At 67.7% G+C, this 25,586-nt stretch carries 23 protein-coding genes and 2 rRNA genes (1 of these 25 cut by a window edge); 20 read left to right on the top strand and 5 right to left on the bottom strand.

The genetic code is table 11. The features are described from left to right. From OG504_RS24080 to OG504_RS24055, 6 genes are all read left to right on the top strand, one after another. Positions 1 to 2,689, top strand: a 23S ribosomal RNA gene (locus OG504_RS24080) (it extends 434 nt beyond the left edge of the window). Between the two features lie 92 nt (positions 2,690 to 2,781). Further along, positions 2,782 to 2,898 (top strand): 5S ribosomal RNA (rrf, locus tag OG504_RS24075). 66 nt (positions 2,899 to 2,964) lie between these two features. Then, complete coding sequence (locus tag OG504_RS24070) at positions 2,965 to 3,609, top strand: HAD family hydrolase (protein ID WP_405991678.1); 645 nt, start codon at positions 2,965 to 2,967, stop codon at positions 3,607 to 3,609. Positions 3,610 to 3,702: 93 nt separating this feature from the next. After that, complete coding sequence (locus OG504_RS24065; protein ID WP_405991677.1) at positions 3,703 to 4,398, top strand: VC0807 family protein; 696 nt, start codon at positions 3,703 to 3,705, stop codon at positions 4,396 to 4,398. Positions 4,399 to 4,465: 67 nt separating this feature from the next. Next, positions 4,466 to 5,677, top strand: coding sequence for an MFS transporter (locus tag OG504_RS24060; RefSeq protein ID WP_405991676.1), 1,212 nt, complete (start codon positions 4,466 to 4,468; stop codon positions 5,675 to 5,677). Beyond that, positions 5,628 to 6,800 (top strand): acetoin utilization protein AcuC, encoded by a 1,173-nt coding sequence (locus OG504_RS24055; RefSeq protein ID WP_405991675.1) that lies wholly within the window; start codon positions 5,628 to 5,630, stop codon positions 6,798 to 6,800. Before OG504_RS24060 ends, OG504_RS24055 begins: the two co-directional genes overlap by 50 nt. Before the next feature lie 521 nt (positions 6,801 to 7,321). Here OG504_RS24055 and OG504_RS24050 read toward each other — a convergent pair. Next, positions 7,322 to 7,756, bottom strand: coding sequence for a spore-associated protein A (locus tag OG504_RS24050; RefSeq protein WP_405991674.1), 435 nt, complete (start codon positions 7,754 to 7,756; stop codon positions 7,322 to 7,324). 203 nt (positions 7,757 to 7,959) lie between these two features. Between OG504_RS24050 and OG504_RS24045 the strand changes: the two genes are divergently transcribed. The 5 genes from OG504_RS24045 to OG504_RS24025 all read left to right on the top strand — a co-directional run bounded on the left by OG504_RS24045 (position 7,960) and on the right by OG504_RS24025 (position 11,671). Then, positions 7,960 to 8,775, top strand: coding sequence for a phosphatase (locus OG504_RS24045; protein ID WP_405991673.1), 816 nt, complete (start codon positions 7,960 to 7,962; stop codon positions 8,773 to 8,775). Positions 8,776 to 8,904: 129 nt separating this feature from the next. After that, positions 8,905 to 9,117 (top strand): helix-turn-helix domain-containing protein, encoded by a 213-nt coding sequence (locus OG504_RS24040; RefSeq protein ID WP_004984898.1) that lies wholly within the window; start codon positions 8,905 to 8,907, stop codon positions 9,115 to 9,117. 111 nt (positions 9,118 to 9,228) lie between these two features. Then, the gene (locus OG504_RS24035; protein ID WP_003948845.1) at positions 9,229 to 9,327 is read left to right on the top strand and encodes a 30S ribosomal protein bS22; all 99 of its coding nucleotides are present in this window, start codon (positions 9,229 to 9,231) and stop codon (positions 9,325 to 9,327) included. Positions 9,328 to 9,524: 197 nt separating this feature from the next. Continuing rightward, positions 9,525 to 10,586, top strand: coding sequence for an NAD-dependent epimerase/dehydratase family protein (locus OG504_RS24030; protein ID WP_405991672.1), 1,062 nt, complete (start codon positions 9,525 to 9,527; stop codon positions 10,584 to 10,586). A 14-nt stretch (positions 10,587 to 10,600) separates the two neighbouring features. After that, positions 10,601 to 11,671 (top strand): lysophospholipid acyltransferase family protein, encoded by a 1,071-nt coding sequence (locus OG504_RS24025; protein WP_405991671.1) that lies wholly within the window; start codon positions 10,601 to 10,603, stop codon positions 11,669 to 11,671. Between the two features lie 153 nt (positions 11,672 to 11,824). On the opposite strand, the gene OG504_RS24020 is transcribed toward OG504_RS24025, so the two are convergent. From OG504_RS24020 to OG504_RS24010, 3 genes are all read right to left on the bottom strand, one after another. Next, positions 11,825 to 13,039 carry a DUF5667 domain-containing protein gene (locus tag OG504_RS24020; RefSeq protein ID WP_405991670.1) on the bottom strand — a complete coding sequence of 405 codons (1,215 nt, stop codon included), beginning with the start codon at positions 13,037 to 13,039 and terminating at the stop codon, positions 11,825 to 11,827. Between the two features lie 235 nt (positions 13,040 to 13,274). Beyond that, positions 13,275 to 14,048 (bottom strand): ECF subfamily RNA polymerase sigma factor, BldN family, encoded by a 774-nt coding sequence (locus OG504_RS24015; RefSeq protein WP_026151088.1) that lies wholly within the window; start codon positions 14,046 to 14,048, stop codon positions 13,275 to 13,277. Positions 14,049 to 14,363: 315 nt separating this feature from the next. Next, positions 14,364 to 15,308, bottom strand: a complete 945-nt coding sequence (locus OG504_RS24010) for an HAD family hydrolase (RefSeq protein WP_405991669.1) — start codon at positions 15,306 to 15,308, stop codon at positions 14,364 to 14,366. A 114-nt stretch (positions 15,309 to 15,422) separates the two neighbouring features. Between OG504_RS24010 and OG504_RS24005 the strand changes: the two genes are divergently transcribed. From OG504_RS24005 to OG504_RS23975, 7 genes are all read left to right on the top strand, one after another. Continuing rightward, positions 15,423 to 15,662: a glutaredoxin family protein gene (locus OG504_RS24005; RefSeq protein WP_317884273.1), complete on the top strand. Its 240-nt coding sequence runs from the start codon at positions 15,423 to 15,425 to the stop codon at positions 15,660 to 15,662. A 247-nt stretch (positions 15,663 to 15,909) separates the two neighbouring features. Continuing rightward, positions 15,910 to 16,671: a redox-sensing transcriptional repressor Rex gene (locus OG504_RS24000; protein ID WP_405991668.1), complete on the top strand. Its 762-nt coding sequence runs from the start codon at positions 15,910 to 15,912 to the stop codon at positions 16,669 to 16,671. Then, positions 16,668 to 18,368 carry a glutamyl-tRNA reductase gene (locus OG504_RS23995; RefSeq protein ID WP_405991667.1) on the top strand — a complete coding sequence of 567 codons (1,701 nt, stop codon included), beginning with the start codon at positions 16,668 to 16,670 and terminating at the stop codon, positions 18,366 to 18,368. The genes OG504_RS24000 and OG504_RS23995 overlap by 4 nt, the downstream gene beginning before the upstream one ends. Beyond that, positions 18,365 to 19,324: a hydroxymethylbilane synthase gene (gene hemC / locus OG504_RS23990; RefSeq protein WP_405991666.1), complete on the top strand. Its 960-nt coding sequence runs from the start codon at positions 18,365 to 18,367 to the stop codon at positions 19,322 to 19,324. The genes OG504_RS23995 and hemC overlap by 4 nt, the downstream gene beginning before the upstream one ends. Further along, positions 19,321 to 21,027 (top strand): bifunctional uroporphyrinogen-III C-methyltransferase/uroporphyrinogen-III synthase, encoded by a 1,707-nt coding sequence (locus OG504_RS23985; RefSeq protein WP_078652519.1) that lies wholly within the window; start codon positions 19,321 to 19,323, stop codon positions 21,025 to 21,027. The genes hemC and OG504_RS23985 overlap by 4 nt, the downstream gene beginning before the upstream one ends. Positions 21,028 to 21,264: 237 nt before the next feature. Further along, complete coding sequence (hemB, locus tag OG504_RS23980) at positions 21,265 to 22,257, top strand: porphobilinogen synthase (RefSeq protein ID WP_405991665.1); 993 nt, start codon at positions 21,265 to 21,267, stop codon at positions 22,255 to 22,257. A gap of 257 nt (positions 22,258 to 22,514) precedes the next feature. Beyond that, on the top strand, positions 22,515 to 22,889 hold the full coding sequence (locus OG504_RS23975; protein WP_405991664.1) for a DUF805 domain-containing protein: 375 nt from the start codon (positions 22,515 to 22,517) through the stop codon (positions 22,887 to 22,889). A gap of 39 nt (positions 22,890 to 22,928) precedes the next feature. On the opposite strand, the gene OG504_RS23970 is transcribed toward OG504_RS23975, so the two are convergent. Then, the gene (locus tag OG504_RS23970) at positions 22,929 to 23,096 is read right to left on the bottom strand and encodes a hypothetical protein (RefSeq protein ID WP_405842810.1); all 168 of its coding nucleotides are present in this window, start codon (positions 23,094 to 23,096) and stop codon (positions 22,929 to 22,931) included. A 272-nt stretch (positions 23,097 to 23,368) separates the two neighbouring features. On the opposite strand from OG504_RS23970, the gene OG504_RS23965 reads away from it, so the two are divergent. Continuing rightward, complete coding sequence (locus OG504_RS23965) at positions 23,369 to 24,271, top strand: SAM-dependent methyltransferase (protein WP_405991663.1); 903 nt, start codon at positions 23,369 to 23,371, stop codon at positions 24,269 to 24,271. Positions 24,272 to 24,364: 93 nt separating this feature from the next. Continuing rightward, positions 24,365 to 25,570, top strand: coding sequence for a PLP-dependent aminotransferase family protein (locus OG504_RS23960; RefSeq protein WP_405991662.1), 1,206 nt, complete (start codon positions 24,365 to 24,367; stop codon positions 25,568 to 25,570). The last annotated feature ends 16 nt before the right edge of the window (positions 25,571 to 25,586 follow it).

Raw genomic sequence — 25,586 nt, 5'->3', positions numbered from 1 at the left:
AACGGCTCGTTTGAGAGACACCCAAGTAGCACGGGGCCCGAGAAATCCCGTGTGAATCTGGCGGGACCACCCGCTAAGCCTAAATATTCCCTGGTGACCGATAGCGGATAGTACCGTGAGGGAATGGTGAAAAGTACCGCGGGAGCGGAGTGAAATAGTACCTGAAACCGTGTGCCTACAAGCCGTGGGAGCGTCGCGCATCAAGTTTACTTGGTGCGTCGTGACTGCGTGCCTTTTGAAGAATGAGCCTGCGAGTTTGCGGTGTGTTGCGAGGTTAACCCGTGTGGGGAAGCCGTAGCGAAAGCGAGTCCGAATAGGGCGGTTTAGTAGCGCGCTCAAGACCCGAAGCGGAGTGATCTAGCCATGGGCAGGTTGAAGCGGAGGTAAGACTTCGTGGAGGACCGAACCCACCAGGGTTGAAAACCTGGGGGATGACCTGTGGTTAGGGGTGAAAGGCCAATCAAACTCCGTGATAGCTGGTTCTCCCCGAAATGCATTTAGGTGCAGCGTCGTGTGTTTCTTGCCGGAGGTAGAGCACTGGATAGGCGATGGGCCCTACCGGGTTACTGACCTTAGCCAAACTCCGAATGCCGGTAAGTGAGAGCACGGCAGTGAGACTGTGGGGGATAAGCTCCATGGTCGAGAGGGAAACAGCCCAGAGCATCGACTAAGGCCCCTAAGCGTACGCTAAGTGGGAAAGGATGTGGAGTCGCAGAGACAACCAGGAGGTTGGCTTAGAAGCAGCCACCCTTGAAAGAGTGCGTAATAGCTCACTGGTCTAGTGATTCCGCGCCGACAATGTAGCGGGGCTCAAGCGTACCGCCGAAGTCGTGTCATTCCAGTAATAGGGCCAACGCCTGCTGGGATGGGTAGGGGAGCGTCGTGTGCCGGGTGAAGCCGCAGCGGAAGCTAGTGGTGGACGGTTCACGAGTGAGAATGCAGGCATGAGTAGCGATACACACGTGAGAAACGTGTGCGCCGATTGACTAAGGGTTCCTGGGTCAAGCTGATCTGCCCAGGGTAAGTCGGGACCTAAGGCGAGGCCGACAGGCGTAGTCGATGGATAACCGGTTGATATTCCGGTACCCGCTGTGAAGCGTCAAACATCGAGCATCGTGATGCTAAGGCCGTGAAGCCGTTCCGGACCCTTCGGGGAATGGAAAGTGGTGGAGCCGCCGGCCCAAGCGGTTAGTAGGTGAGTGATGGGGTGACGCAGGAAGGTAGTCCATCCCGGGCGGTGGTTGTCCCGGGGTAAGGGTGTAGGACGAGTGGTAGGCAAATCCGCCATTCATTAAGTCTGAGACCTGATGCCGAGCCGATTGTGGTGAAGTGGATGATCCTATGCTGTCGAGAAAAGCCTCTAGCGAGTTTCATGGCGGCCCGTACCCTAAACCGACTCAGGTGGTCAGGTAGAGAATACCGAGGCGTTCGGGTGAACTATGGTTAAGGAACTCGGCAAAATGCCCCCGTAACTTCGGGAGAAGGGGGGCCATCACCGGTGAGAGGACTTGCTCCTTGAGCTGGGGGTGGCCGCAGAGACCAGCGAGAAGCGACTGTTTACTAAAAACACAGGTCCGTGCGAAGCCGTAAGGCGATGTATACGGACTGACGCCTGCCCGGTGCTGGAACGTTAAGGGGACCGGTTAGTCCAACTTCGGTTGGGCGAAGCTGAGAACTTAAGCGCCAGTAAACGGCGGTGGTAACTATAACCATCCTAAGGTAGCGAAATTCCTTGTCGGGTAAGTTCCGACCTGCACGAATGGCGTAACGACTTCTCGACTGTCTCAACCATAGGCCCGGTGAAATTGCACTACGAGTAAAGATGCTCGTTTCGCGCAGCAGGACGGAAAGACCCCGGGACCTTTACTACAGTTTGATATTGGTGTTCGGTTCGGCTTGTGTAGGATAGCTGGGAGACTGTGAAGCTTGGACGCCAGTTCAGGTGGAGTCGTCGTTGAAATACCAGTCTGGTCGTGCTGGATGTCTAACCTGGGTCCGTGATCCGGATCAGGGACAGTGTCTGATGGGTAGTTTAACTGGGGCGGTTGCCTCCTAAAGAGTAACGGAGGCGCCCAAAGGTTCCCTCAGCCTGGTTGGCAATCAGGTGTTGAGTGTAAGTGCACAAGGGAGCTTGACTGTGAGACCGACGGGTCGAGCAGGGACGAAAGTCGGGACTAGTGATCCGGCGGTGGCTTGTGGAAGCGCCGTCGCTCAACGGATAAAAGGTACCCCGGGGATAACAGGCTGATCTTCCCCAAGAGTCCATATCGACGGGATGGTTTGGCACCTCGATGTCGGCTCGTCGCATCCTGGGGCTGGAGTCGGTCCCAAGGGTTGGGCTGTTCGCCCATTAAAGCGGTACGCGAGCTGGGTTTAGAACGTCGTGAGACAGTTCGGTCCCTATCCGCTGCGCGCGCAGGAACATTGAGAAGGGCTGTCCCTAGTACGAGAGGACCGGGACGGACGAACCTCTGGTGTGCCAGTTGTTCTGCCAAGGGCATGGCTGGTTGGCTACGTTCGGGAGGGATAACCGCTGAAAGCATCTAAGCGGGAAGCCTGCTTCGAGATGAGTGTTCCCACCCCCTTGAGGGGTTAAGGCTCCCAGTAGACGACTGGGTTGATAGGCCGGATCTGGAAGGCGGGTAACCGCTGGAGGTGACCGGTACTAATAGGCCGAGGGCTTGTCCTCAGTTGCTCGCGTCCACTGTGTTGGTTCTGAAACCACGAACAACCCCATGTCCAGGGCCACTGGGTGTGGTGCGGTTGTCTGTTTCATAGTGTTTCGGTGGTCATAGCGTGAGGGAAACGCCCGGTTACATTCCGAACCCGGAAGCTAAGCCTTACAGCGCCGATGGTACTGCAGGGGGGACCCTGTGGGAGAGTAGGACGCCGCCGAACAAATATTGCGAAAACCCCCGTACCGTTAATTCGGTACGGGGGTTTTCTGCGTTTAGGCTCAGCAGTATGCGCTATGACCTCGTGATCTTCGACAACGATGGTGTCCTCGTCGACAGTGAGCCGATCTCCAACAGGCTCCTGGCCGGCTATCTCACCGAGCTCGGGCACCCGACCTCCTACGAGGAGTCCCTCCGTGACTACATGGGCTCTGCGATGCACCGCGTCCATGATCTCGTCGAGGAGCGGACCGGGCAGCGGTTGCCGGACGACTTCGACGATGTCTTCCATGCCCGCGTGTTCGCCGCGTTCGAGCGGGAGTTGAAGCCGGTTGCCGGGGCCGTCGACGTGCTGGAGAGGCTGGTCGCGGACGGGGTGCCGTACTGCGTGGCGTCGTCCGGGAGCCATGAGCGGATTCGGGTGGGGCACCGGACGACGGGGCTGGACGAGTGGTTCGAGGAGGAGTGGGTGTTCAGCTCCGAGGACGTGGGGCGGGGGAAGCCCGCGCCGGATCTGTTCCTGTACGCGGCCGAGCGGATGGGTGTCGCGCCGGAGCGGTGTGTCGTCGTAGAGGACAGTCCGCTCGGGGTGCAGGCGGCTGTGGCGGCTGGGATGGATGTGTATGGGTTCACCGGGATGACTCCTGCTGAGCGGCTTGCTGGGGCCAGTCAACTCTTTGGTGACATGGGGCAGTTGGCTGAGCTGCTGGAATGACCTCGGGCATTGTTCGCGCACTGACATTTGTCATGCCGAGGTCCGGATGATCGGTTCTACTGGCGGGTCGGGGCCTCGCGGCAAGCTGAGGGCATGACGACGAACACGGGCTCCATGAAGAAGAACTTCGGGCCGCTCCTCGCGGATGTGGCGGTGCCGATCGGGTCGTACTACCTGTTGAAGAGCGGGTTCGGGATGGGGACCGTGGCGGCGCTGGGGTGGAGCAGTGTCGTGCCGGCGGTGCGGACCGTGTGGGGGGTCGTCGCGGAGCGGACGGTCAACGCGTTCGCGGTGCTGATTCTGTTCGTGAATGTCGTCGGGGTGTTGCTCAGCCTGGTGGCTGGTGATCCGCGGCTGATGCTCGCCAAGGACAGCGGGATCAGCAGTGTCGTCGGGATCGGGATCCTCGTGTCCGTGGTGATGGGGAAGCCGATGATGACCGCCGGGATGAAGCCCTTCCTGGTGAAGGGCAACCCGGAGCGGGAGGCCGCGTTCGAGCGGCTGTTGAGCGGGTCGGTGGCGTTCCAGCGGGCCGAGCGGCGGTTCTCGCTCGTGTGGGGTGTGATGCTGCTCGCGGAGTGCGTCGCGCGGGTCGTCGGGGTGTACACGCTGCCCGTGGACACCATGGTGTGGCTGGGCACGGTCGTGATGATCGGCACGATCGCCGTGACGTCCGTGGTCAGTGGCGGTGTCGCCGTGGGGCCGATGGCGGAGATGATCGACGCGGAGCTGAAGGCCGGGGACGCCCCCGTACCTGCGGCGATGCCCTCGCTGGCCGCCGCTCGGTAAAGCTGAGCAGAATTCATCTTTGGTTGGATCTACCCACGAGTACGCCGGGGCCCTTACGCTCGCCGCCATGACAGATGTGCTGCGGCGCGGTAGGGCCTCTTTGGCGTTCAGCTTCTTCGCTCAGGGCGCCACCTTCGCGCTGCTCGTGACACGCATTCCGGCGATCCAGGACCGGTACGGGGTCTCGGACGGGCTGCTGCCCGTCTTCCTGGCCGCCGTGCCGATCCTCGCCGGGGTCGGGAGTGTGACCACCGAGCAACTGGTGAAGCGAATACGGCCCAGCGTGCTGCTGCGCTGGTCCCAGCCCGTCGTGCTCCTGGCGCTGCTCGGGGTCGGAGCGGGCGACAGCATGGCCGAACTGGCCGTCGCCCTCGGCGCGTTCGGGCTCGGGGTGGGTGCGCTGGATGCCTCGATGAACATGCTCGGGGTGAGTCTGCAGCGGACGTACGGGCGAAGCATCATGCTCAGTTTCCACGCCGCGTACAGCCTGGGCGGGATCGTGGGGGCCTCGCTGGCGTGGGCCGGGGCGCACTGGCATCTCGCGTTGTGGGTGTCGTATCTGCCCGTGGTGGCTGTGTTGTTGCCGGCCGCCTTTGTGGGGAGTCGGTGGTACGTCGACGGGGGTGCGCCGGGTGAGGAAGTCGAGGGGGCGGAGGCTGGGCCGCTGGTCTTCAAGTTGCTGCTGCCCCTGTGTCTGGTGATGACCTTCGCCTATATCGGGGACTCGACCGTCTCCAACTGGAGTGCGAAGTATCTGAAGGACGTGCTGGGCAGTTCGGAGCAGGTGGCGACCGTTCCGTACAACGTCTACATGGTGATGTGCCTGGTCGGGCGGGGGATCGGGGACCTGGGCGTGCGGCGGTTCGGGGCCGTGGCTGTTGTGCGGTTGGGGGCGGTGGTGGCCGCGGTGGGGTTCGCCGTGGTGGCGGTGGCGCCCGGGGCCGGGGTCGGGATGCTCGGGTTCACGTTGCTGGGGCTCGGGTTGTGTGTGCTGGTGCCGCAGACCTTTGCGGCGGCCGGGCGGTTGTTTCCGGGGGCTTCGGATACGGCTATTGCGCGGCTCAATGTGTTCAATTACGTGGGGTTTCTGATCGGTTCGCCGTTGGTGGGGGCGCTGGGTGATGCCTGGAGTTATCGCGGGGCGATGCTCGTGCCGATGGTGTTGGTGCTGGTGACGTTGGTGTACGCCCGCTCGTTCGCGCCGCTGGCGGGCCGGTACGGTGACGGGCATGAGCGGGCGCGCACAGCTGATGTGGGACGAGGCAGTAACGGGCTATGACTTCGGCCGGGACCATCCGATGGATCCGGTTCGGCTCGCCCTGACCCGGAGACTCGTCGATGCCTTCGGGCTCGACAAGGACGTGGATGTGGTGGCGGCCAAGGCCGCCGGTGACTCGACGTTGCGGCTGGTCCACCGGGAGGACTACGTCGAGGCCGTGAAGGCGGCCTCGGCTGATCCGGAGTCGGCGGACGGGGCGTATGGGCTCGGGACCATGGATGATCCTGCCTTTGCCGGGATGCATGAGGTGTCGGCGCTGATTGCGGGGCAGTCGGTGGGGGCGGCGGAAGCTGTGTGGGGTGGGGATGCGCTGCATGCCGTGAACTTCTCGGGTGGGTTGCATCACGCCATGCCGGGGGCTGCCTCGGGGTTCTGTATTTACAACGACGCCTCGCTCGCCATCGCCCGGCTGCTGGAGTTGGGGGCCGAGCGGATCGTGTACGTCGATGTCGATGTGCATCACGGGGACGGGGTCCAGGCGGCGTTCTGGGAGGACCCCCGGGTGTTGACGATCTCCCTGCATGAGCATCCTCGGACGTTGTTTCCGCAGACCGGGTGGCCTGAGGAGACCGGGGCCGGGCGGGGGGAGGGCTCTGCGGTCAATGTGGCGTTGCCGGCCGGGACCGGGGACGCGGGGTGGTTGCGGGCCTTTCACGCTGTCGTACCGGAGTTGATCGCGGACTTTCGGCCGCAGGTGCTCGTTTCGCAGCACGGGGCCGATACGCACTTCGAGGACCCGCTTGCTCATCTCGCGGTGTCGTTGGATGCGCAGCGGGCTGTGCAGGTCGCGTGTCATGAGCTTGCGCACGAGTACGCGGACGGGAAGTGGGTTGCGCTCGGCGGGGGTGGTTATGCCGTGGTGGAGGTGGTGCCGCGGTCCTGGACGCATCTCGTTGCGATTGCCGCGGGGCGGGAGGTCGCGCCGGAGGCGGTGATTCCTGAGGGGTGGCGGCAGGAAGTGTTTGCTCGGACGCGGCAGTTGGGGCCTCAGCGGATGACTGATGGGCGGTGGCCGGTTTCTTACGCCGACTGGGAGTCGGGGTACGACCCTGCGGATCGGCTTGACCAGGCTGTTTTGGCTACTCGGCGGGCGGTGTTTCCGTTGCGGGGGTTGTTGGCGTGAGCCCCCGGCGGTGGAGCGGGTTGTCGTGCGGGTGGGTGGGGGTGGTGTCGCGGGGATTTTTCGCCCCCGCCGCCCCTACCCGTCCCATCCCTGGGGGCTGCGCCCCCAGACCCCCCTTCGGCCTGAACGGCCTCGTCCTCAAACGCCGGACGGGCTGGATTTGCGGGTCTGTGCTGAGAAGTGCGGTCGGGCGGGCTGGGTGACGCGGGCCTGTGTCGAGAAGTGCCCGCCCCCGCCGAGCGATACCGGCCGGTGTCGATGGCAGCCCCTGCCGGGTGACGCCGGCCGGTGTCGAGAAGTGTCGGCCCCCGCCAGGCAACACCAACCGATGTCGATACGTGTGAGTCATCGCCGGGTGACGCCGGCCGGCGTCTAGAAGTGGCCGCAGGCCTCTAGAAGTAGCCGCGGGTGCCAACAAGCAGCCACCCATGTCGAGAAGCTCCCGCCCCCGCCAGCCCCAGCCAAGGCGCCCCCGCCGGGGACGGCCAGCCAAACCGCCCCCGGCGTTCCCCGTTCAGGCGTCAGCCGCAGTGCCCCGAGTCCTCCGCAGACGCGTTGCCGATGGTGCCGCCCCAGGCGATGCAGGAGTCGCGGCCGTCGACGTAGACCGGGCCGGCGTAGCTCGTGTACGTACCGGAGTCGACGGACGGGTCGTCCGAGTTGCCGAGGGCGTCCAGGGTGACCGCCATGTTGATCCTGGCGCCGACCGCGTTGCGGACGGTCACGGCGCAGTTCTTGCCGGTGGACTCGTTCCAGGTGACGAAGACCTTGCCGGAGTTGCCCACCGGCGTGGAGTCGATGACCTTGTAGCCGGTGCCGCAGGCGCCGTTGTAGGTGGCGGCGGCCGCCACCTTGGTCGTCGTTGCCGCCGATGCCGGGGCCGTGGCGGCCACCGTGCCGGCGAGGGCGAGGACGGTGAGTGCGGCGGCGGTTGTCGTGCGACGGGACAGCTTCATCATGGTGTTCCCCCAGGTGGTGATGTGTCGGTCAACTTCCTTGGGGCGGTTGGTCGTTCCGCCCCACGCAAGGTGAGACCCGGGGAGCCGTAAGACAGTTGTGGGCCGTTGTGTCACCGTCCTGTCACCGGTGTTACGCCAACCGCGCGGTGTTTCCGGGGTTCCGGCCGTGGCCGGGGCCGCCGTCCGTCAGCATCAGCCTCGTGTTGACCACCGGCGCCCTCCGCGCCCATCTGCTGGCCGCACGGCTGGCCGGGCCCGTGGCCACCTCGCGGGAGGAGAGTCTGCGGAGCTATCGCGCCTTCGCCGCGCGGGACCCCCGGGTGCTGATCGGACTCGATCCCGAATGGACGTGGGGGCAGAAGGATCTGATCGGGCTGATGGCGGACAAGTGTGGGGTTTCGGCCGACCCGACGCACACTTCCGGGCATGATGTGATCGACCCGGAGCGGACTTTGAGTGCTTTGGATGCCTTCGCCGATCGGTTGGGGGAGGTAGCGGAGCGCAGCGGGGCCGTGCTTCTCGGGACCGGGCATCCGCATCGACTGCTCGGGTTCTACGCCGCGTTGGCGGACGCCTTGTCGGCGGCGGGATGTGCTGTTCTCACCCCAGCGCAGGGTCTCTCTGTCGACATAACGACCCGGTTCGGTCTACGCACGTACAACCTTGACTACGTACACGGCGTCGCGCTCGTCCGCGAACCGGGCCCCGAACGCTCCGGTCGTGAGCCCGGCGCACACACGCACTCGCCGCTGCCGGTTCGTACCGTGCTGGGTGCGGCGGCGGAGGCCGGCGGGACGCTTCCTGAGCTGGTGATCGGGGACCACGGATGGGTCTGCGGAGCAGGTCAGCTGGGGTTCGAGGCCATTGGTCTTGCCGATACCGACGACCCCGCGCTGTTCGTGGGGGAGGCCGAGGGGTCGGTGTCCGTCGTCGTTCCACTTGATGACGCCGTGCGGTCCGCTTACTACCGCCCGCTTACCCGCTACGTACTCAATCGAGCGTGTCTGTCACAGTAGGCCGCCGATGGGTGCACCTCTTCCCCACTCGCATCACACGCCCCTACATTGGGGAGTGAGCACGCAACGACGAAGAGTCACCGGAAGGGGAAGCCGGTGACCGTCGAGTGCGGAAGGTTCAGGTGTGTCATGGCTGCAGCTGGCGAGAGGCCTCTGAACGAGGTTCAGTTCCTTACCGTGGCGGAGGTCGCCTCGGTGATGCGAGTGTCGAAGATGACCGTGTACCGGTTGGTGCACAGCGGTCATCTGCCCGCTATCCGGGTGGGGCGGTCCTTCCGCGTCCCCGAGCAAGCGGTACACGAGTACCTTCGCGAGAGTTATGTGGGGGTGGAGACAGCCTGAGGCGATACCTCGATTACGACCTCAGCGCTCGGACGGGTAGGCTGGCCCCTTGTAGGTCGTATGGGCCCATGATGCCCAGCACCGAGTGATGAGAAGTGAGCGAGGGTAGTCGTGGGCTCTGTTATCAAGAAGCGGCGCAAGCGGATGGCTAAGAAGAAGCACCGCAAGCTGCTGAAGCGCACGCGCGTGCAGCGTCGTAACAAGAAGTAGGCGACGCGGCGCCGCGAGAGCGTCTCCTGTGGCCCCCCACCGAATTCGGTGGGGGGCCACAGTTTTTTCCGCGCCCATGTCCGCGTCATGTGCCGAATGCGGGTACTCGGGACGTCGTCCGTCAGGCGGTCATCACAGCGCAACACCGAACCGCTAGGTTGGCCGCACACGGGTAACTCAAAAGGAAGGCGCTGATCTTGGGGAAGGTCGTGCTCGTGACCGGAGTGGCCCGTCAGCTGGGGGGCCGGTTCGTACGACGGATCCAGCGTGACCCTCAGGTGGACCGGGTGATCGCCGTGGACGCGGTCGCGCCCGGGCACCATCTCGGGGGCGCGGAGTTCATCCAGGCCGACATCCGGCAGCCCACCATCGCGCGGGTGCTCGCCGAGTCCGGCGCCGACACGGTCGTGCACATGGACGTGACGGGCACCGCCCTGGGCAGCGGCAGCCGGACCACGGTCAAGGAGACCAACGTCATCGGCACCATGCAGCTGCTGGGTGCCTGCCAGAAGTCGCCGGTCGTGAAGCGCCTGGTGGTGAAGTCCAGCACGAACGTCTACGGCTCCGCCCCGCGCGACCCGGCCGTCTTCACCGAGGGCACCCCGCCGAAGTCCCTGCCGAGCGGCGGCTTCGCGAAGGACACCGTCGAGGTCGAGGGGTACGTGCGCGGCTTCGCCCGTCGCCGCCCCGACGTCGCCGTGTGCGTGCTCCGCTTCGCCAACATCCTTGGTCCTACGGCCGATTCACCGCTCGCGTCGTACTTCTCGCTGCCGGTCCTGCCGACCGTGTTCGGCTACGACCCGCGGCTGCAGTTCGTGCACGAGGACGACGTGATCGACGTCCTGCGGATCGCCTCGCACGATCCGGAGCGGGGCACGCTCAACAGCGGCACCTTCAACATCGCCGGGGACGGCGTCCTGCTGCTCTCCCAGTGCTCGCGGCGCCTGGGCCGCCCGACCGTGCCGCTGCTGCTGCCCGCGGTCACCTGGGCCGGTTCCCTGGTGCGCACGCTGGGGATGACGGACTTCTCCCCGGAGCAGATCCGGCTGCTCACCCACGGCCGGGTCGTGTCGACGGTCCAGATGCGCGAGACGCTGGGGTACAAGCCGAGGTACACGACCGCCGAGACCTTCGCGGACTTCGCGCGCAGCCAGGGCCCGGGGCTGCTGCCGCCGGAGGTCCTCGCGGGAGCCGTCGACCGGATCGCCGCGCTGTCCCGGCCGGACAGCGGCCACCCCCCGACGCCGAGCGCCAACTGAGGAGCGCATCAACGATGGCGGATGCCAAGGTCATTCCGTTCGACGACGACCGGTCCCGCGCCAACGGCGTGCAGCGGCCGCAGCGGCGCCGGAGCACGGGGAACCGGCGCAAGAACGGCGAGCCCGCGCTGGTCCGTGAGGTCCAGCCCCTGCCGGGCCGGGACTTCGCGCAGGATGATGTTCCTGTGACGCGTGAGGAACATGAGCCGGAGAAGCCGCAGGCCGAGGAGATCCAGAGCCTCCAGAGCGCCCTGGAACGCCGGGTCGCCCATGGCCTGTCGTTCCTGCGCCGCCGGCTGACCGGGGACTACGAGGTCGACGACTTCGGCTACGACGAGGAGCTCACCGACGAACTCCTGATGCCGGCGCTGCGCCCGCTGTACGAGAAGTACTTCCGGGTCGAGGTCAAGGGCATCGAGAACATCCCGGCGGAGGGCGGCGCGCTGATCGTCGCCAACCACTCCGGGACGCTGCCGCTGGACGGCGTGATGATGCAGATCGCCGTCCACGACAACCACCCCGCGGGGCGCCACCTGCGCCTCCTCGCGGCGGACCTCGTCTTCATGCTCCCGGTGGTCAACGAACTCGCCCGCAAGGCCGGTCACACCCTCGCCTGCGCGGAGGACGCCGAACGGCTGCTGGGGCGCGGCGAGTTGGTCGGTGTGATGCCGGAGGGCTTCAAGGGCATCGGCAAGCCGTTCAGCGAGCGCTACAAGCTCCAGCGGTTCGGCCGGGGCGGGTTCGTCTCCACCGCCCTGCGCAAGGGCACGCCGATCATTCCGTGCTCGATCGTGGGAGCCGAGGAGATCTACCCGATGATCGGCAACTCGAAGACGTTGGCCCGGGTTCTGGGCTTCCCGTACTTTCCGATCACGCCGACGTTCCCTTGGCTGGGGCCGCTGGGTGCGATCCCGCTCCCCACGAAGTGGACCATCCAGTTCGGCGAGCCGATCCACACGGCCGGCTACCCGCCGGAGGCCGCCGAGGATCCGATGCTGATGTTCAACCTCACGGACCAGGTGAGGGAGCAGATCCAGCACACGCTGTACAAGTTGCTGGTGCAGCGCAGGTCGGTGTTCTTCTAGTTTTTTTTGGGTTCCGCAGTTTTTTGGCTGCGGGCCGGTGGGGGCTTGTCGCGCAGTTCCCCGCGCCCCTAAAAGCGAGGGGCGCCCCTCGCTGGAAGGTGCCCCTAAAAGCAAAGACGATGGGCGCCCCTCGTTGGAAGGGCGCCCATCGGGCTAGTTCGCGTCCTCGCTGTCGATGCCCAGGCCCGGCAGCAAGCCCGGGAGCAGCGGCGGCAGCGTGACGTCCGGTTCCGTGATCGACGGCTTGCTCGTGGACGGCGACTCCGTGCCCGAGGCCTTCGGGGGGTCCAGGAGGCCGCCCGTGTTGCCGCCGAGGAGGCCGTCGCCGGTGGTGGCGGACTCGCTCGGGGTGCTGGAGTGGCTGGTCTCCGAGGAGCCGTCGGTCGTGCTCGGTGTCGTCGAGCGGTGGGTGTCGGTGGAGCCGCCCGTGGACGTCCGGTCCGGAGCGCGGTGCTTGCCGGTGCCGGGGGTCGTCGCCGGGGGCTGGGGGAGCAGCGACTGGAGCGGGGCGACCTCTTCGTCTATGGCGTCGAAGACCGAGGAGACCTGGTCGCTGACGTCGCCGAGCTGGACGGGGAGGCGGTCGCGCAGGGCGCCCCAGGCCTCGCGGTGCGAACGGGAGAACGCGGAGAGGGCCTGGATGGGGCCCAGCGAGTTCGGGTCCTGCTCGTACGCCTCGTGCAGCAGGCGGTGGCCCTCGGACGCGTCGTGCGTCATCCCGGCGAGCGTGCGGCGGATCTCGCCGAGCTGCTCGTGGTCGAGGTGGCCGCTGCGGTCCCGCTCGATCAGCCGGCGTGCCTCGCTCAGGCGGTTGGACGCCTGGTCGAGGTAGGCCACACCGCGCTGGTCGTCGCCGTCGGACAGGTAGTTGAGCTTGAAGTCCTCGATGCCGCGCTTCAGGCCGTAGAGCGAGTCACCGGGCAGGGCGCCCGAGCTCGCCGCGGCCACTCCGCCGAAGGCACCCGCGGCGACCCCGACGCTCAGTCCGCCGGCCGCGAGGCCCTTGGTGAGCCGGGACCGGGGTCGCAGCTTGCCCAGACCGGTGGCCCGGTGCGTACCCCGGGACCGGGGGGAGCGCTGCTCCGGTACCGAGGGTGCGGGTGCCTCGCCTTGCAGCATGGCCTCGAACGCGGCGACCAGCTGAGCCCGCTGGACCACCTTGACCTCGGGGTCCAGCACGGGTTTGGGCAGCTCGCCGAGACCGGTGGCGAAGGCCAGCATGCGGCCCTGCTCGGTCTGTTCCGCAGCAGCCGGGGCCGGGGCCGGTCCTTCGGACTGCTCGGCCGCCGTGCCCTGGTCGGACTGCTCCTCTTCCAGGGCCTGGGCGAAGGCGTTCGCCCGCCGGTGCGCCGATACGTTCGCGATCACTGGCGGCACCTCCTCTCGCGTCATGACGGTCGACTCCCCAGGGGGTCCTGAGGGTTGCACAGCCTGACCGCATCCACACGATCGAGTGATCGGAGAGGGTCAGGTCGTGACCACAGGGAGCCTGTATCCCGCACAACGAGTGGCGCGGCACTTGGGTTACGGACGACGGATGATCCGACCGCGAACTCAACGGACTTTCACTGAGCGCGAGTTGGGCGTTACCGAGCGTATGCCGTCAGCGGGCGTCGTCCGGGAGGAGCCGGGCGAGAGTACGCACGGCCCGGTACTGGAGGGTCTTGATCGCACCCTCGTTCTTGCCCATCACGCGGGCGGTCTCCGCGACGGAGAGGCCCTGCAGGAAGCGGAGCGTGACGCACTCCTGCTGCTGCGGGTTGAGCCGCCGTACGGCGTCGAGCAGCGCGGCGTTCGACAGGGACTCCAGGACGGAGTCCTCGGGGGAGCGCTCGACCTCGTTGGCGTCGAGCATCTCGCCGGTGGTCACTTCCAGCCGGAAGCGGCTCGACTTGAAGTGGTCCGCCACGAGGTTGCGGGCGATCGTCACCAGCCAGGCGCCGAAGTCGCGACCCTGATAGGTGAACGTGCCGATGCGGCGCAGGGCGCGCAGAAAGGTCTCGCTGGTGAGGTCCTCGGCGGTGGCTTTGCCTCCCACTCGGTAGTAGATGTACCGGTACACAGTGTCGCTGTACTGGTCGTAGAGGCGGCCGAAGGCGTCGGCTTCGCCGGCCTGGGCACGCTCCACGAGGTCCATCATCCGGGCGCTGTCGCTGTCAGCGGCCGGACGGCGTGCGGTGGCGGCGCCGGCCGAGCGCCCTCGTCTGCCCACCGCGGCGCCACCGTCGGCCAGTGCGTAGCACGGACCGACGGGTGCGGTGGTGGCGAAGGCGGCGGGGACGGCGTACGCGGTGGGGACGAAGCCGCGCAACAGGTCTTGGACCGTTGCGCGCAGCGTAGCCAGGCCCGAGGCGTCAACCCCGACGTGTGGGTACACGGGACTCCCAGAGGCAGAGCTTCCATCACGTGCAGTACCGGAACATTCACCCGTCGTAGCGACGGAGGGGTACCGGATTGCGTCTGAGGAGAATAACGCTTCGTGCAGGCGCTGCTACACCCAGTTGCTCAAATCATCGATTACGTCGCTTCTGTAACCGGTTGGCGCCCGATCAAGTACCGCAGAGTGACCGGTTGTTGATCAGAACGGTCCGAATTCAGTCAGGGACCGGGGCGTGTTGTGGCCGTGTGCAGCCAACGTGACTGGACAGGGGGTTACGCGGGTACGACCCGTGGATTGGCTGTGTTTACCGCGTCACCGGCGTCGGCGGTGCAAAGCGATCGCCGCGGCCGTGCCGCCCGCCACCGCGCCCACGCCGGCCGCCGCCGGGATGCCGACCTTGGCCGCCCTGCGGGCCGTGCGGTAGTCGCGCAGCCGCCAGTCCAACTCCCGCGCGTGCTTGCGCAGCTTGGAGTCCGGGTTGATGGCGTAGGGGTGCCCGACCAGCGAGAGCATCGGGATGTCGTTGTGCGAGTCGCTGTACGCGGCGCAGCGGGACAGGTCCAGGCCCTCCGCCGCCGCCAACGCCCTTACCGCCTCCGCCTTCGCGGGGCCGTGCAGGGGTTCGCCGACCAACTTGCCCGTATAGACGCCGTCGACGGACTCGGCGACCGTGCCGAGCGCGCCGGTGAGGCCGAGGCGGCGGGCGATCACATTGGCGATCTCCACCGGGGCCGCTGTGACGAGCCACACCTTCTGGCCCGCGGCGAGGTGCGCCTCGGCGAGTGCGCGGGTGCCGGGCCAGATGCGCTCGGCCATGTACTCGTCGTAGATCTCCTCGCCGATCGACTGGAGTTCGGCGACGCGGTGGCCCTTGACGATGGACAGCGCGGAGTCGCGCGCCTCCTGCATGTGCTCGGGGTCCTCGGAGCCGGCGAGCCTGAAATAGGCCTGCTGCCAGGCGAACTTGAGGAGGTCGCGGGTCTCGAAGAACTTCCGTTTGTGCAGGCCCCGGCCGAAGTGGAAGATCGACGCGCCCTGCATGACGGTGTTGTCGAGGTCGAAGAACGCGGCCGCTCTGTCGTCGCCGAGGACCGGGAACTCCGGTTCCTCCGCTGCTTTTTCGTCCGCGCGGGCGTCCTGTATGTCCTGCGCGTCCTGCGACGACTTGCGCGCTGCCTCCGCAGAGGCCTCGCCTGCCAACACGCTCCGCGCCGTGGCGGAGCGCCTACGGGGAGTGAGCCATCCGAGAGCGGCCATGTCGTGAGCATAGCCAGTTTGTTCGGTGGTTCCGGAGCCGAGAGGTTCGGAGGCTGTGAACTCTCCGCGACCGGGCCGTTAAAGAAGTGCACCGGTGGCGCGAGAATGGTGTGCATGAGTCATCTCGTCACCCTCATCCGCAAGCCCGGCTGTCATCTCTGCGAGGACGCGCAGCTCGTCGTGGAGAAGGTCTGCGCCGACCTCGGAGTGCCTTGGGAAGAGAAGGACATCACCGAGGACCAGCGCCTGCACGACGAGTACTGGGAGCAGATTCCCGTCGTACTCATCGATGGGAAACAGCACACCTTCTGGCGGGTGGACGAGGGCCGGCTGCGCCGGGAACTGACCAAGTAGTTCAACGCGCACCCGAACGTCGCTTAGGATCGACGGCGGTTTGGTCTCGGGGGCGGGAATTACGAGGAGTGTGGCGGTTTTGCCCCCTGGAATACGCCTGGGACGCGTGTGCGTGACCCCGGTCACGTTGGCCGGGCAAATCGGACACCATCTTTGTGCACGCGTTCACAAAGACATAGCCTGCTTCCGACGGGGCGGTCTGGGTACGTGTGACCGCCCACAGCCCCGCTCTACCCGCAGGAGCACCGTGGCAACTGGCCGAACTCACCGACCGGCGAGCCGTAGCCGAGGGATTCCCGAGGCCACCGTCGCCCGTCTCCCGCTGTACCTCCGCGCGCTGACCGGACTCTCGGAGCGCTCGGTGCCCACGGTCTCCTCCGAGGAGCTCGCGGCCGCCGCCGGGGTCAACTCCGCGAAGCTGCGCAAGGACTTCTCGTACCTCGGTTCCTACGGCACCCGCGGTGTGGGCTACGACGTCGAGTACCTCGTCTACCAGATCTCCCGCGAGCTGGGCCTGACCCAGGACTGGCCGGTCGTGATCGTCGGTATCGGAAACCTGGGCGCCGCCCTCGCCAACTACGGCGGGTTCGCCTCCCGCGGCTTCCGGGTCGCCGCCCTCATCGACGCGGACCCGGCGATGGCAGGCAAGCCCGTCGCGGGCATCCCGGTGCAGCACTCGGACGAGCTCGAGAAGATCATCAGCGACAACGGCGTCTCCATCGGCGTCATCGCGACCCCCGCCGGTGCCGCCCAGCCGGTCTGCGACCGTCTCGTGGCCGCCGGTGTGACGTCCATCCTGAACTTCGCGCCGACCGTGCTGACCGTCCCGGACGGCGTCGACGTCCGCAAGGTCGACCTCTCGATCGAGCTGCAGATCCTCGCCTTCCACGAGCAGCGCAAGGCCGGCGAGGAAGCCGCCAACCAGGCGGCCCACCCGAACGCCGCGCGCCGTGGCGACTCCGCCGAGCAGGGCCCTGACGGGGACGTCCCCGCCGTGATGCCGGCATGAGTCTCCTCGTCGTCGGGCTGAGCCACCGCAGCGCGCCGGTCAGCATCCTGGAGCGGGCCACGCTGAACGTGGACGCCCAGTTCAAGCTCCTCCAGGACACGGTCGCCGCCGAACCGGCCGCCGAGGCCGCGCTGTTGGCCACCTGCAACCGCATCGAGCTCTACGCCGACGTGGACAAGTTCCACGCGGGCGTCGCGGAGTTGTCCACGCTGCTCGCCCAGCACAGCGGCGTCGGCCTGGACGAGCTCACTCCTTATCTCTACGTGCACTACGAGGACCGGGCCGTCCACCATCTCTTCTCGGTGGCCTGCGGCCTCGACTCGATGGTCGTCGGCGAGGGCCAGATCCTCGGCCAGATCAAGGACTCCCTGGCCAAGGCGCAGGAACTGCACTCCGCCGGGCGGCTGTTGAACGAGCTGTTCCAGCAGGCCCTCCGCGTCGGCAAGCGCGCCCACTCGGAGACCGGCATCGACCGCGCGGGCCAGTCCCTGGTCACCTTCGGCCTTCAACAGCTCTCCTCCGGCACGGCGGTCGAGGCCTGGGCGAAGGGGAAACGGGCCCTGGTCATCGGCGCCGGTTCCATGTCGTCGCTGGCCGCCGCGACCCTCGCGCGTGCCGGGGTCGCCGAGATCGTCGTCGCCAACCGCACGTCCGACCGCGCCGAGCGCCTCGCCCAGATCATCACCGAGAGCCCCGAAACGGACGTGTCCGCCCGCGCGGTACCGATGGATTCGGTGCCGTTCGAGCTGACACGTGCCGATGTGGCCGTGTCCTGCACGGGTGCTACGGGCCTGGTCCTGACGGCCGACGCGGTCGCCGGAGCGGTCGAGGGTCGGGTCTCGCCGGATGCCACGGCCGGTCGTACGGCCGTAGCGGAGGTCGTGCGCGAAGAGCTTCCGCCGACGTCCGTCGGGACCGAGGACGGGTGTCCGCTGGACCTTTCCGCGGTGCAGGGGGCGAGTGGCTTCTCCGTGATGGGGGAGGCCGCCGTGGCCGGGATGGACGCGGCGACGCTGGAGCAGCACGCGGCCTGGGTCGGCGGCAGCGCCGTCGACCGGCGCGAGGCGGCCCGGAGCACGCCCGAGGCCGAGCTCATCACTGAACTTGCCACCATGGCCGCCACGGTCGGGCGGATCCCCGAGCGCCGCAGGCCCGAGCCCGTGGCCCACATCCCGCGCCCCGCGCCGGTGTTGTCGCTCCTCGACCTCGCGATGCCGCGGGACGTCGACGCGGCCGTGCACCGGCTGGCCGGGGTGCGCCTCGTGGACATCGAGTCGCTCGCCGAGGCCTCGGCGGACGCTCCGATGGCGGCGGACGTGGACGCGGTCCGGCGTATCGTCTCCGACGAGGTCGCGGCCTTCGGGGCAGCCCAGCGGGCCGCGCACATCACGCCGACCGTGGTCGCCCTGCGCGCCATGGCCGCCGAGGTCGTCGCCGGCGAGATCGCCCGGCTCGACGGACGGCTGCCCGGCCTCGACGACAAGCACCGCGCGGAGATCACCCAGACCGTGCGACGCGTCGTCGACAAGCTGCTGCACGCGCCGACCGTACGGGTCAAGCAGCTCGCGGCCGAGCCCGGCGGCGCCGGGTACGCGGACGCGCTGCGCACGCTGTTCGACCTGGACCAGGAGACGGTGGCCTCCGTCTCCCGGGCCGTAGAAGACTCTGAGATCAGCAAGAACCGAGGGCCAGCATGAGTAGCAAGGCACTGAGACTGGGGACCAGGCGGAGCAGACTCGCCCTGGCCCAGTCCGGGTTGGTGGCGGACGCCGTGAGCCAGGTGACCGGACGGCCCGTCGAGCTCGTCGAGATCACCACCTACGGCGACACCTCCCGTGAGCACCTCGCCCAGATCGGCGGCACCGGGGTCTTCGTGACCGCGCTGCGGGACGCGCTGCTCGGCGGTGAGGTCGACTTCGCGGTTCATTCGCTGAAGGACCTGCCGACGACGCAGCCCGCGGAGCTGGTGCTCGCCGCCGTACCCGAGCGCGAGGACCCGCGCGATGTCATCGTCGCCAGGGACGCCCTGAAGTTCACCGACCTGCCCCGCGGGGCGCGCATCGGTACGGGCTCCCCGCGGCGCACGGCCCAGCTGAACGCGTACGCGCGCAGCCACGGCCTCGACATCGAGACGGTCCCGATCCGCGGGAACATCGACACCCGCGTCGGCTTCGTCCGGGACGGTGAGCTGGACGCCGTGGTCCTGGCCGCCGCCGGACTGAGCCGGATCGGCCGCCTCGACGACGTGACCGACTTCCTGTCGGTCGACACGATTTTGCCCGCCCCCGGCCAGGGGGCCCTCGCGATCGAGTGTGCCGCGGACAACGCGGACCTCATCGCGGCTCTCGGTGAACTCGACGATCCGCTCACCCGGGTCGCCGTGACCGCCGAAAGGTCCCTGCTCGCCGCCCTGGAGGCCGGCTGCTCCGCCCCTGTGGGCGCGCTGGCCGACCTGCTGGCCGACGGGCAGATTGTCAAGGAAATGCGCCTGCGCGGAATAGTCGGCACGACCGACGGTTCGCGTACGGTGCAGCTGTCCACCACCGGTCCCGTGCCCGAGACGCATGACCAAGCACTGGCGCTCGGTCGCGAACTCGCCGCCGAGATGCTTGCCCAGGGCGCGGCCGGTCTGATGGGGGAGCAAGCCAAGTGAGCCCCACCACTCTTCCCGCCGCCGGTCCGGAACACGGGCACGTCACCTTCCTGGGTGCCGGACCCGGAGATCCGGGACTGCTCACACTGCGCGCCGTAGAGGCGCTGGCGAACGCGGACGTTCTCGTCGCCGAGCACGAGGTGCTCGACGTCGTACGTGCGCACGCCCGACCCGGCGTGGCCGTCGTGCATCCGGATCCGGGTCCTTCTTCGGACTCGTTCCCGGGCACAGGCACGCCTCAACTAACGGTTGTTGACGGTGCGTCAACAACCGTTGGCCTACCCGCTGTGCGGGATGCGGCACATCTTGTCATGGAGGCCGCGCGGGGCGGCAGGCGGGTCGTGCGTGCGGTGTCCGGGGACCCCGGACTAGATACGTACGCCGCCGAGGAAATGCTCGCCTGTGTCGCCGCGGGTGTGCCTTTCGAGGTCGTCCCGGGTGTCGCGGCGGCCGTCGGCGTACCCGCGTACGCCGGTGTCCCGCTGCGGGACGCGCAGGGGGCGGACGTCCGGTTCGTGGACGCCCGTACCGCGTCGGACCGGTGCTGGACGGAGGTGGGGGCGTCGGACGGCACGGTCGTTGTGTCGACGTCCCTGGACTCGGTGGCTTCGGCTGCTGGTGAGCTCGTGGCTGCGGGTCGTAAGCCCGATACGCCTATGACCGTCACAGTGGCTGGTACGACCACTCGTCAGCGGACCTGGTCCGCGACGCTCGGGACGATCGCGCAGACGCTGAAGCAGGCGAAGGTGCTGCCGTCCCCCGATGGTGGCCGGCCGGTGATAGCCGTGGTCGGTGAGCGGTCCGCCGCCGCGCAGCGCGACCAGTTGTCGTGGTTCGAGTCCAAGCCGTTGTTCGGCTGGAAGGTGCTCGTGCCGCGGACGAAGGAGCAGGCGGCGTCGCTCTCCGACCAGTTGCGGTCGTACGGAGCCGTTCCGCACGAGGTGCCGACGATCGCCGTCGAGCCGCCGCGGACGCCTCAGCAGATGGAGCGGGCGGTCAAGGGGCTCGTCACCGGGCGGTACGAGTGGATCGCTTTCACCTCCGTGAACGCGGTCAAGGCCGTGCGGGAGAAGTTCGAGGAGTACGGGCTCGATGCTCGTGCCTTTGCCGGGATCAAGGTCGCAGCGGTGGGGGAGTCGACCGCCAAGGCGCTGGTTGCCTTCGGCGTGAAGCCGGATCTGGTGCCGAGCGGGGAGCAGTCCGCGGCCGGGTTGCTGGAGGACTGGCCTCCGTACGACCCCGTCTTCGATCCGATCGACCGGGTGTTCCTGCCCCGTGCGGACATCGCTACGGAGACCTTGGTCGCCGGGCTGATCGAGCTCGGGTGGGAGGTGGATGACGTGACCGCCTACCGGACCGTGCGGGCGTCGCCGCCGCCGGCCGATACGCGGGAGGCGATCAAGGGGGGTGGCTTCGATGCCGTTCTCTTCACGTCGTCGTCCACTGTGCGGAACCTGGTGGGGATCGCCGGTAAGCCGCACAACGTGACCGTGATCGCGTGTATTGGTCCTGCTACGGCGAAGACGGCCGAGGAGCATGGGCTGCGGGTGGATGTGATGGCTCCGGAGCCGTCTGTGCACAAGTTGGCCGAGGCGTTGGCGAACTTTGGGTTGCGCAGGCGGGCGGCGGCTCAGGAAGCGGGGGATCCCGTTACTCGGCCCAGTGAGCGTCGGCCTGGTGCTCGGCGGCGTCGGACGACCTGAGGTTCAGGGTTCGGTTGCGGTGAGTGGGGGCGGGGGGCGCGGGGATTTTTCGCCCCCGCCGCCCCTACCCGTCCCATCCCTGGGGGCTGTGCCCCCAGACCCCCCTTCGGCCTGAACGGCCTCGTCCTCAAACGCCGGACGGGCTGATGGTGCGCACCGGAACTGGAAAGTGCACCGAAATGTCTACCGACTCACCGTCGGCAAAGGTGCCCCTGAGGCGGGCGTAGCGTAGATGGCATGACGACGTACGGATCCTTTCCCGGCTCGCGGCCGCGGCGGTTGCGGACCAGCCCTGTGATGCGGCGGATGGTCGCTGAGACCCGGTTGCACCCGGCTGACTTCATTCTTCCGGCGTTCGTGCGGGAGGGGGTCAGTGAGCCGGTGCCGATCGGGGCCATGCCTGGGGTTGTGCAGCACACTCGGGACAGCCTCAAGAAGGCTGCCGCTGAGGCTGTTGCCGCCGGGATCTCCGGGATCATGCTCTTCGGGGTGCCGGAGGAGTCCAAGAAGGACGCCCTGGGGACGCCCGGGACCGATCCTGACGGGATTCTTCAGGTGGCGTTGAGGGATGTGCGGGCCGAGGTCGGGGACGAGCTGCTTGTCATGTCTGATCTGTGTCTTGATGAGACCACCGACCATGGGCACTGTGGCGTGCTTGATGAGCACGGGCGCGTCGACAATGACGCGACCCTTGAGCGGTATGCCGAGATGGCTCAGGTGCAGGCCGATGCCGGGGCCCATGTCGTCGGGCCCAGCGGGATGATGGACGGGCAGATCGGGGTCGTCCGGGACGCGCTCGATCAGATCGGGCGGGAGGATGTCGCCATCCTCGCCTACACCGTCAAGTACGCGTCCGCGTTCTTCGGGCCGTTCCGTGAGGCCGTGGGTTCCTCGCTCAAGGGGGACCGCAAGACCTACCAGCAGGACCCGGCCAACGCACGGGAGTCCATGCGGGAGTTGGCGCTCGACCTGGAGGAGGGTGCCGACATGGTGATGGTCAAGCCGGCGGGGCCCTACCTCGACATCCTGGCCAAGGTCGCCGAGGTCTCGGACGTGCCCGTCGCCGCCTATCAGATCTCCGGCGAGTACTCGATGATCGAGGCCGCCGCCGAGAAGGGCTGGATCGACCGGGACAAGGCGATCTTCGAGGCGCTCACCGGGATCAAGCGGGCCGGGGCGCAGAACATCCTCACGTACTGGGCGGTGGAGGCGGCGCAGAAGCTGCGCTGACCTGACCGTCGAACGCCCGCTGAACATCTGTCAATTGACAACGCTTGGAGATCGTTCCGGCGTCGGGGCGATCTCGGTCGGGCGGCCGGGGCATGTCCTGGCGTGAAATCGACGGCCGTTGTGGGTGGGTGTGACCCCAAATAAGCTTCGGCGTCCCGTACTTATGCGGATTTGACGCGTCCGCATCAGCCTCCATACCTTCTGCGCCTGGCCTGATCCGTTCCGGACGGCCCGGACGTCGATCCCTGGGGGACACCATGAGCTCGTTCATCGAGGCACTGAAGAAGTACGCGGTATTCAGCGGGCGCGCGCGTCGCAAGGAGTACTGGCAGTTCGGTCTCTTCTCCGCGATCATCGCCCTCGTGCTGGTCGTGCTCGCCGTCGTGACCAAGTCGTCGGCCCTCTTCGCTCTGGTGGGCATCTTCTACCTCGCGATCCTGCTGCCCGGCCTGGGTGTCAGCGTCCGTCGCCTGCACGACATAGGCCGTTCCGGCGGGTGGCTGTTCTTCTACCTCGTCCCGATCGCCGGTCCGATCACCCTGCTGGTGTTCAACTGCACGGACAGCGCCCCCGGCGCCAACGAGTACGGCCCGAACCCGAAGGAAGCCGCCGGGATCCCGGCGCACGTCTGATCGCAGGCGGCATTCCGACCGCACGCGCCGCGAGGCCCGTCAGGGCGTGGACCCCGTCGACACCGACGACGTGGGGCTCACGCCGGACGGGCCTTCGTCGCGTACGCCCATGCCGTCCTTGCATCCCGAGAGCAGCAGCAGCGCGGTGAGTACGGCCGCCGTGGTGGCCAGGATGCGGGTGCCGGTGCGGGCGGTGCGGGCGGGCATGGGGTCCCCCTCTGGAAGCGAAGCGTCATCGGGTGCAGCTTGGGTGGTCGCGCGGGGCCCGGTCTACGGCTGTCGCCGGATTCGGGACGCCCGAACCGTCCCGCCCGCGCTGACCTGCGGGGATGCCGGTCCGCACGGGCACGTCGTGGGACGCCGGGAAGGGCACGGCGGCCCGTCCCTCGGACTGGGCACCATCAAGTCCCGGCGGGAGTTAGGTTGTTGGCCACTGCTCTTGTTGCCCTTTGAATGACCCACTCTTCTGGGAGACGCGCATGCCCGGTGACGCCCTCAGCCAAGACCCCGCCGAGCTGAGAAGGAGGATCGACACCACCAAGGCCCACCCGGCCCGCGTCTACGACGTCTTCCTCGGCGGCAAGGACAACTACCCCGTCGACCGCGAGGCCGCAGCCGCCGCGCTCGCCGCCAACCCGCGCGGGTATCTCGACGTACGGCACAACCGGGACTTCATGCGCCGCGCGGTCACCCGGCTGTCGCAGGAGCACGGGGTGCGCCAGTTCCTCGACATCGGCACCGGGTTGCCCACCGCGGAGAACGTGCACCAGATCGCGCAGGGCGTCGAGCCCGAATCGCGGATCGTCTACGTCGACAACGACCCGGTGGTCCTCGCGCACGCCCGCGCGCTGCTCACGAGCAGTCCCGAGGGCCGTACCGACTACATCGACGCCGATCTGCGCCGCCCGGCCGACATCCTCGAACAGGCCGCCAAGACCCTCGACTTCAACGAGCCGATCGCCCTGCTGCTGGTGGCGATCCTGCACTTCGTGGAGGACGACGAGGCGTATCCGCTGGTGCGTGAGCTGGTGGATGTGCTGCCGTCCGGCAGCCACCTGGTGCTCAGCCACCTCACCGACGAGATCCACCCGATCCCGACCCGGGCGGTCCAACGGACGTACACGGAGCGGGGGTTCACCTTCGTGTTCCGGTCCAAGGACGACGTCGAGCGGTTCTTCACCGAGACCCCGGGCATCACCCTGGACGAGCCCGGTGTGGTCCCCGCCCACCAGTGGCACCCCGGGCCGGCGCCCGCGCCGCCGGTGGTCGAGCAGGCGTACTTCGAGAGTCTCGACGACATCGAGAAGATCACCTACCGGGACATCAACGACGTGACCGACGACGACATCAACGTCTATGGGGCGACCGGCAAGAAGGCCTGACCGGTCCGGGGGCGGTTCCGTGGCCGGCCCCGGGTCTGTCCGGATCGCGGAAAGCTGCTTGTAGGCGGCACCTACATTCCTACGCTGTCCGGCATGACCGTCATCGAACCCGCCCCCGCCCCTGCCGTTCTCCCGCCCCTCGCCGCGCGCGCCCGTTCGATCGGGGGTTCGCCGGTGCGGGACATCCTCGCCGTCACCGCCCGCCCCGAGGTGATCAACTTCGCGGGCGGGCTTCCGGCGCCCGATCTCTTCGACACGGCCGGTATCGCGGCCGCGTACCAGGCGGTGTTCGCGGAGACGCCCGCGCGGGCGCTGCAGTACGCGACGACCGAGGGCGAGCCGGTGCTCCGGGCCGCGCTCGCCGAGCGGACCTCCGTGCGCGGGCTGCCGACCGGTGCCGACGACCTCCTCGTCACCACCGGTTCGCAGCAGGCGCTGTCGTTGATCGCGACCGCGCTGCTGGAACCCGGGGATGTCGTCCTCGTCGAACAGCCCTGTTATCTGGCGGCACTTCAGGTCTTCGCGTTCGCCGGGGCGCGGGTCGTCGCCGTGCCGGGGGACGGGGACGGGGTCGATCCCGAGGCGCTGGACGAACTCGTCGTGCGGGAGCGGCCGAAGCTGTTCTACACCGTGCCGACCTTCCAGAACCCCACCGGCCGCACCCTGCCCGCCGACCGCCGGGCCGCCGTCGCCGCGGTCGCCGCGCGGCGCGGGCTGTGGATCGTGGAGGACGATCCCTACGGCGAACTCCGCTTCGAGGGCGAGCGGTTGCCGTGGATCGCGGCGCAGGAAGGCGCGGCGGACCGTACGGTGCTGCTCGGCTCCTTCTCCAAGGTGATGGCACCGGGGCTGCGGCTCGGGTGGCTGCGCGCGCCGGCTGGCCTGCTGCGGGCCTGTGTTGTCGCCAAACAGGCCGCCGACCTGCACACCCCGACCGTCAACCAGCTCGCCGCCGCACGGTACTTGGCGGACAACGACCTGGACGCCCATGTGGCGCGGGTGGCCGGTGTGTACCGGGAACGGCGCGACGCCATGCTCGAGGGTCTTGCCAACGCCCTTCCCGAGGAGTCCAGTTGGGAGCGGCCCGAGGGCGGCATGTTCCTGTGGGCGCGGCTCCCGGAGTCGTACGACACGACGGAACTGGTGTCACGCGTGCTGCGGCAGGACGTGGCCTATGTGCCGGGGGCGCCCTTCTACGCCGGGGAGCCCGACCGTTCGACGATGCGGTTGTGCTTCGTGACACAGACGCCGGGGGAGATCCGGGAGGGGCTCAGGAGGCTGGGGGAGGGGCTGCGGTGAACCACCTTTGACACGC

Source organism: Streptomyces sp. NBC_00986 (assembly GCF_045162565.1).
GTDB lineage: Bacteria > Actinomycetota > Actinomycetes > Streptomycetales > Streptomycetaceae > Streptomyces.
The sequence above is the reverse complement of the archived record's forward strand: the minus strand, read 5'-3'. Positions and strand labels throughout refer to the sequence as shown.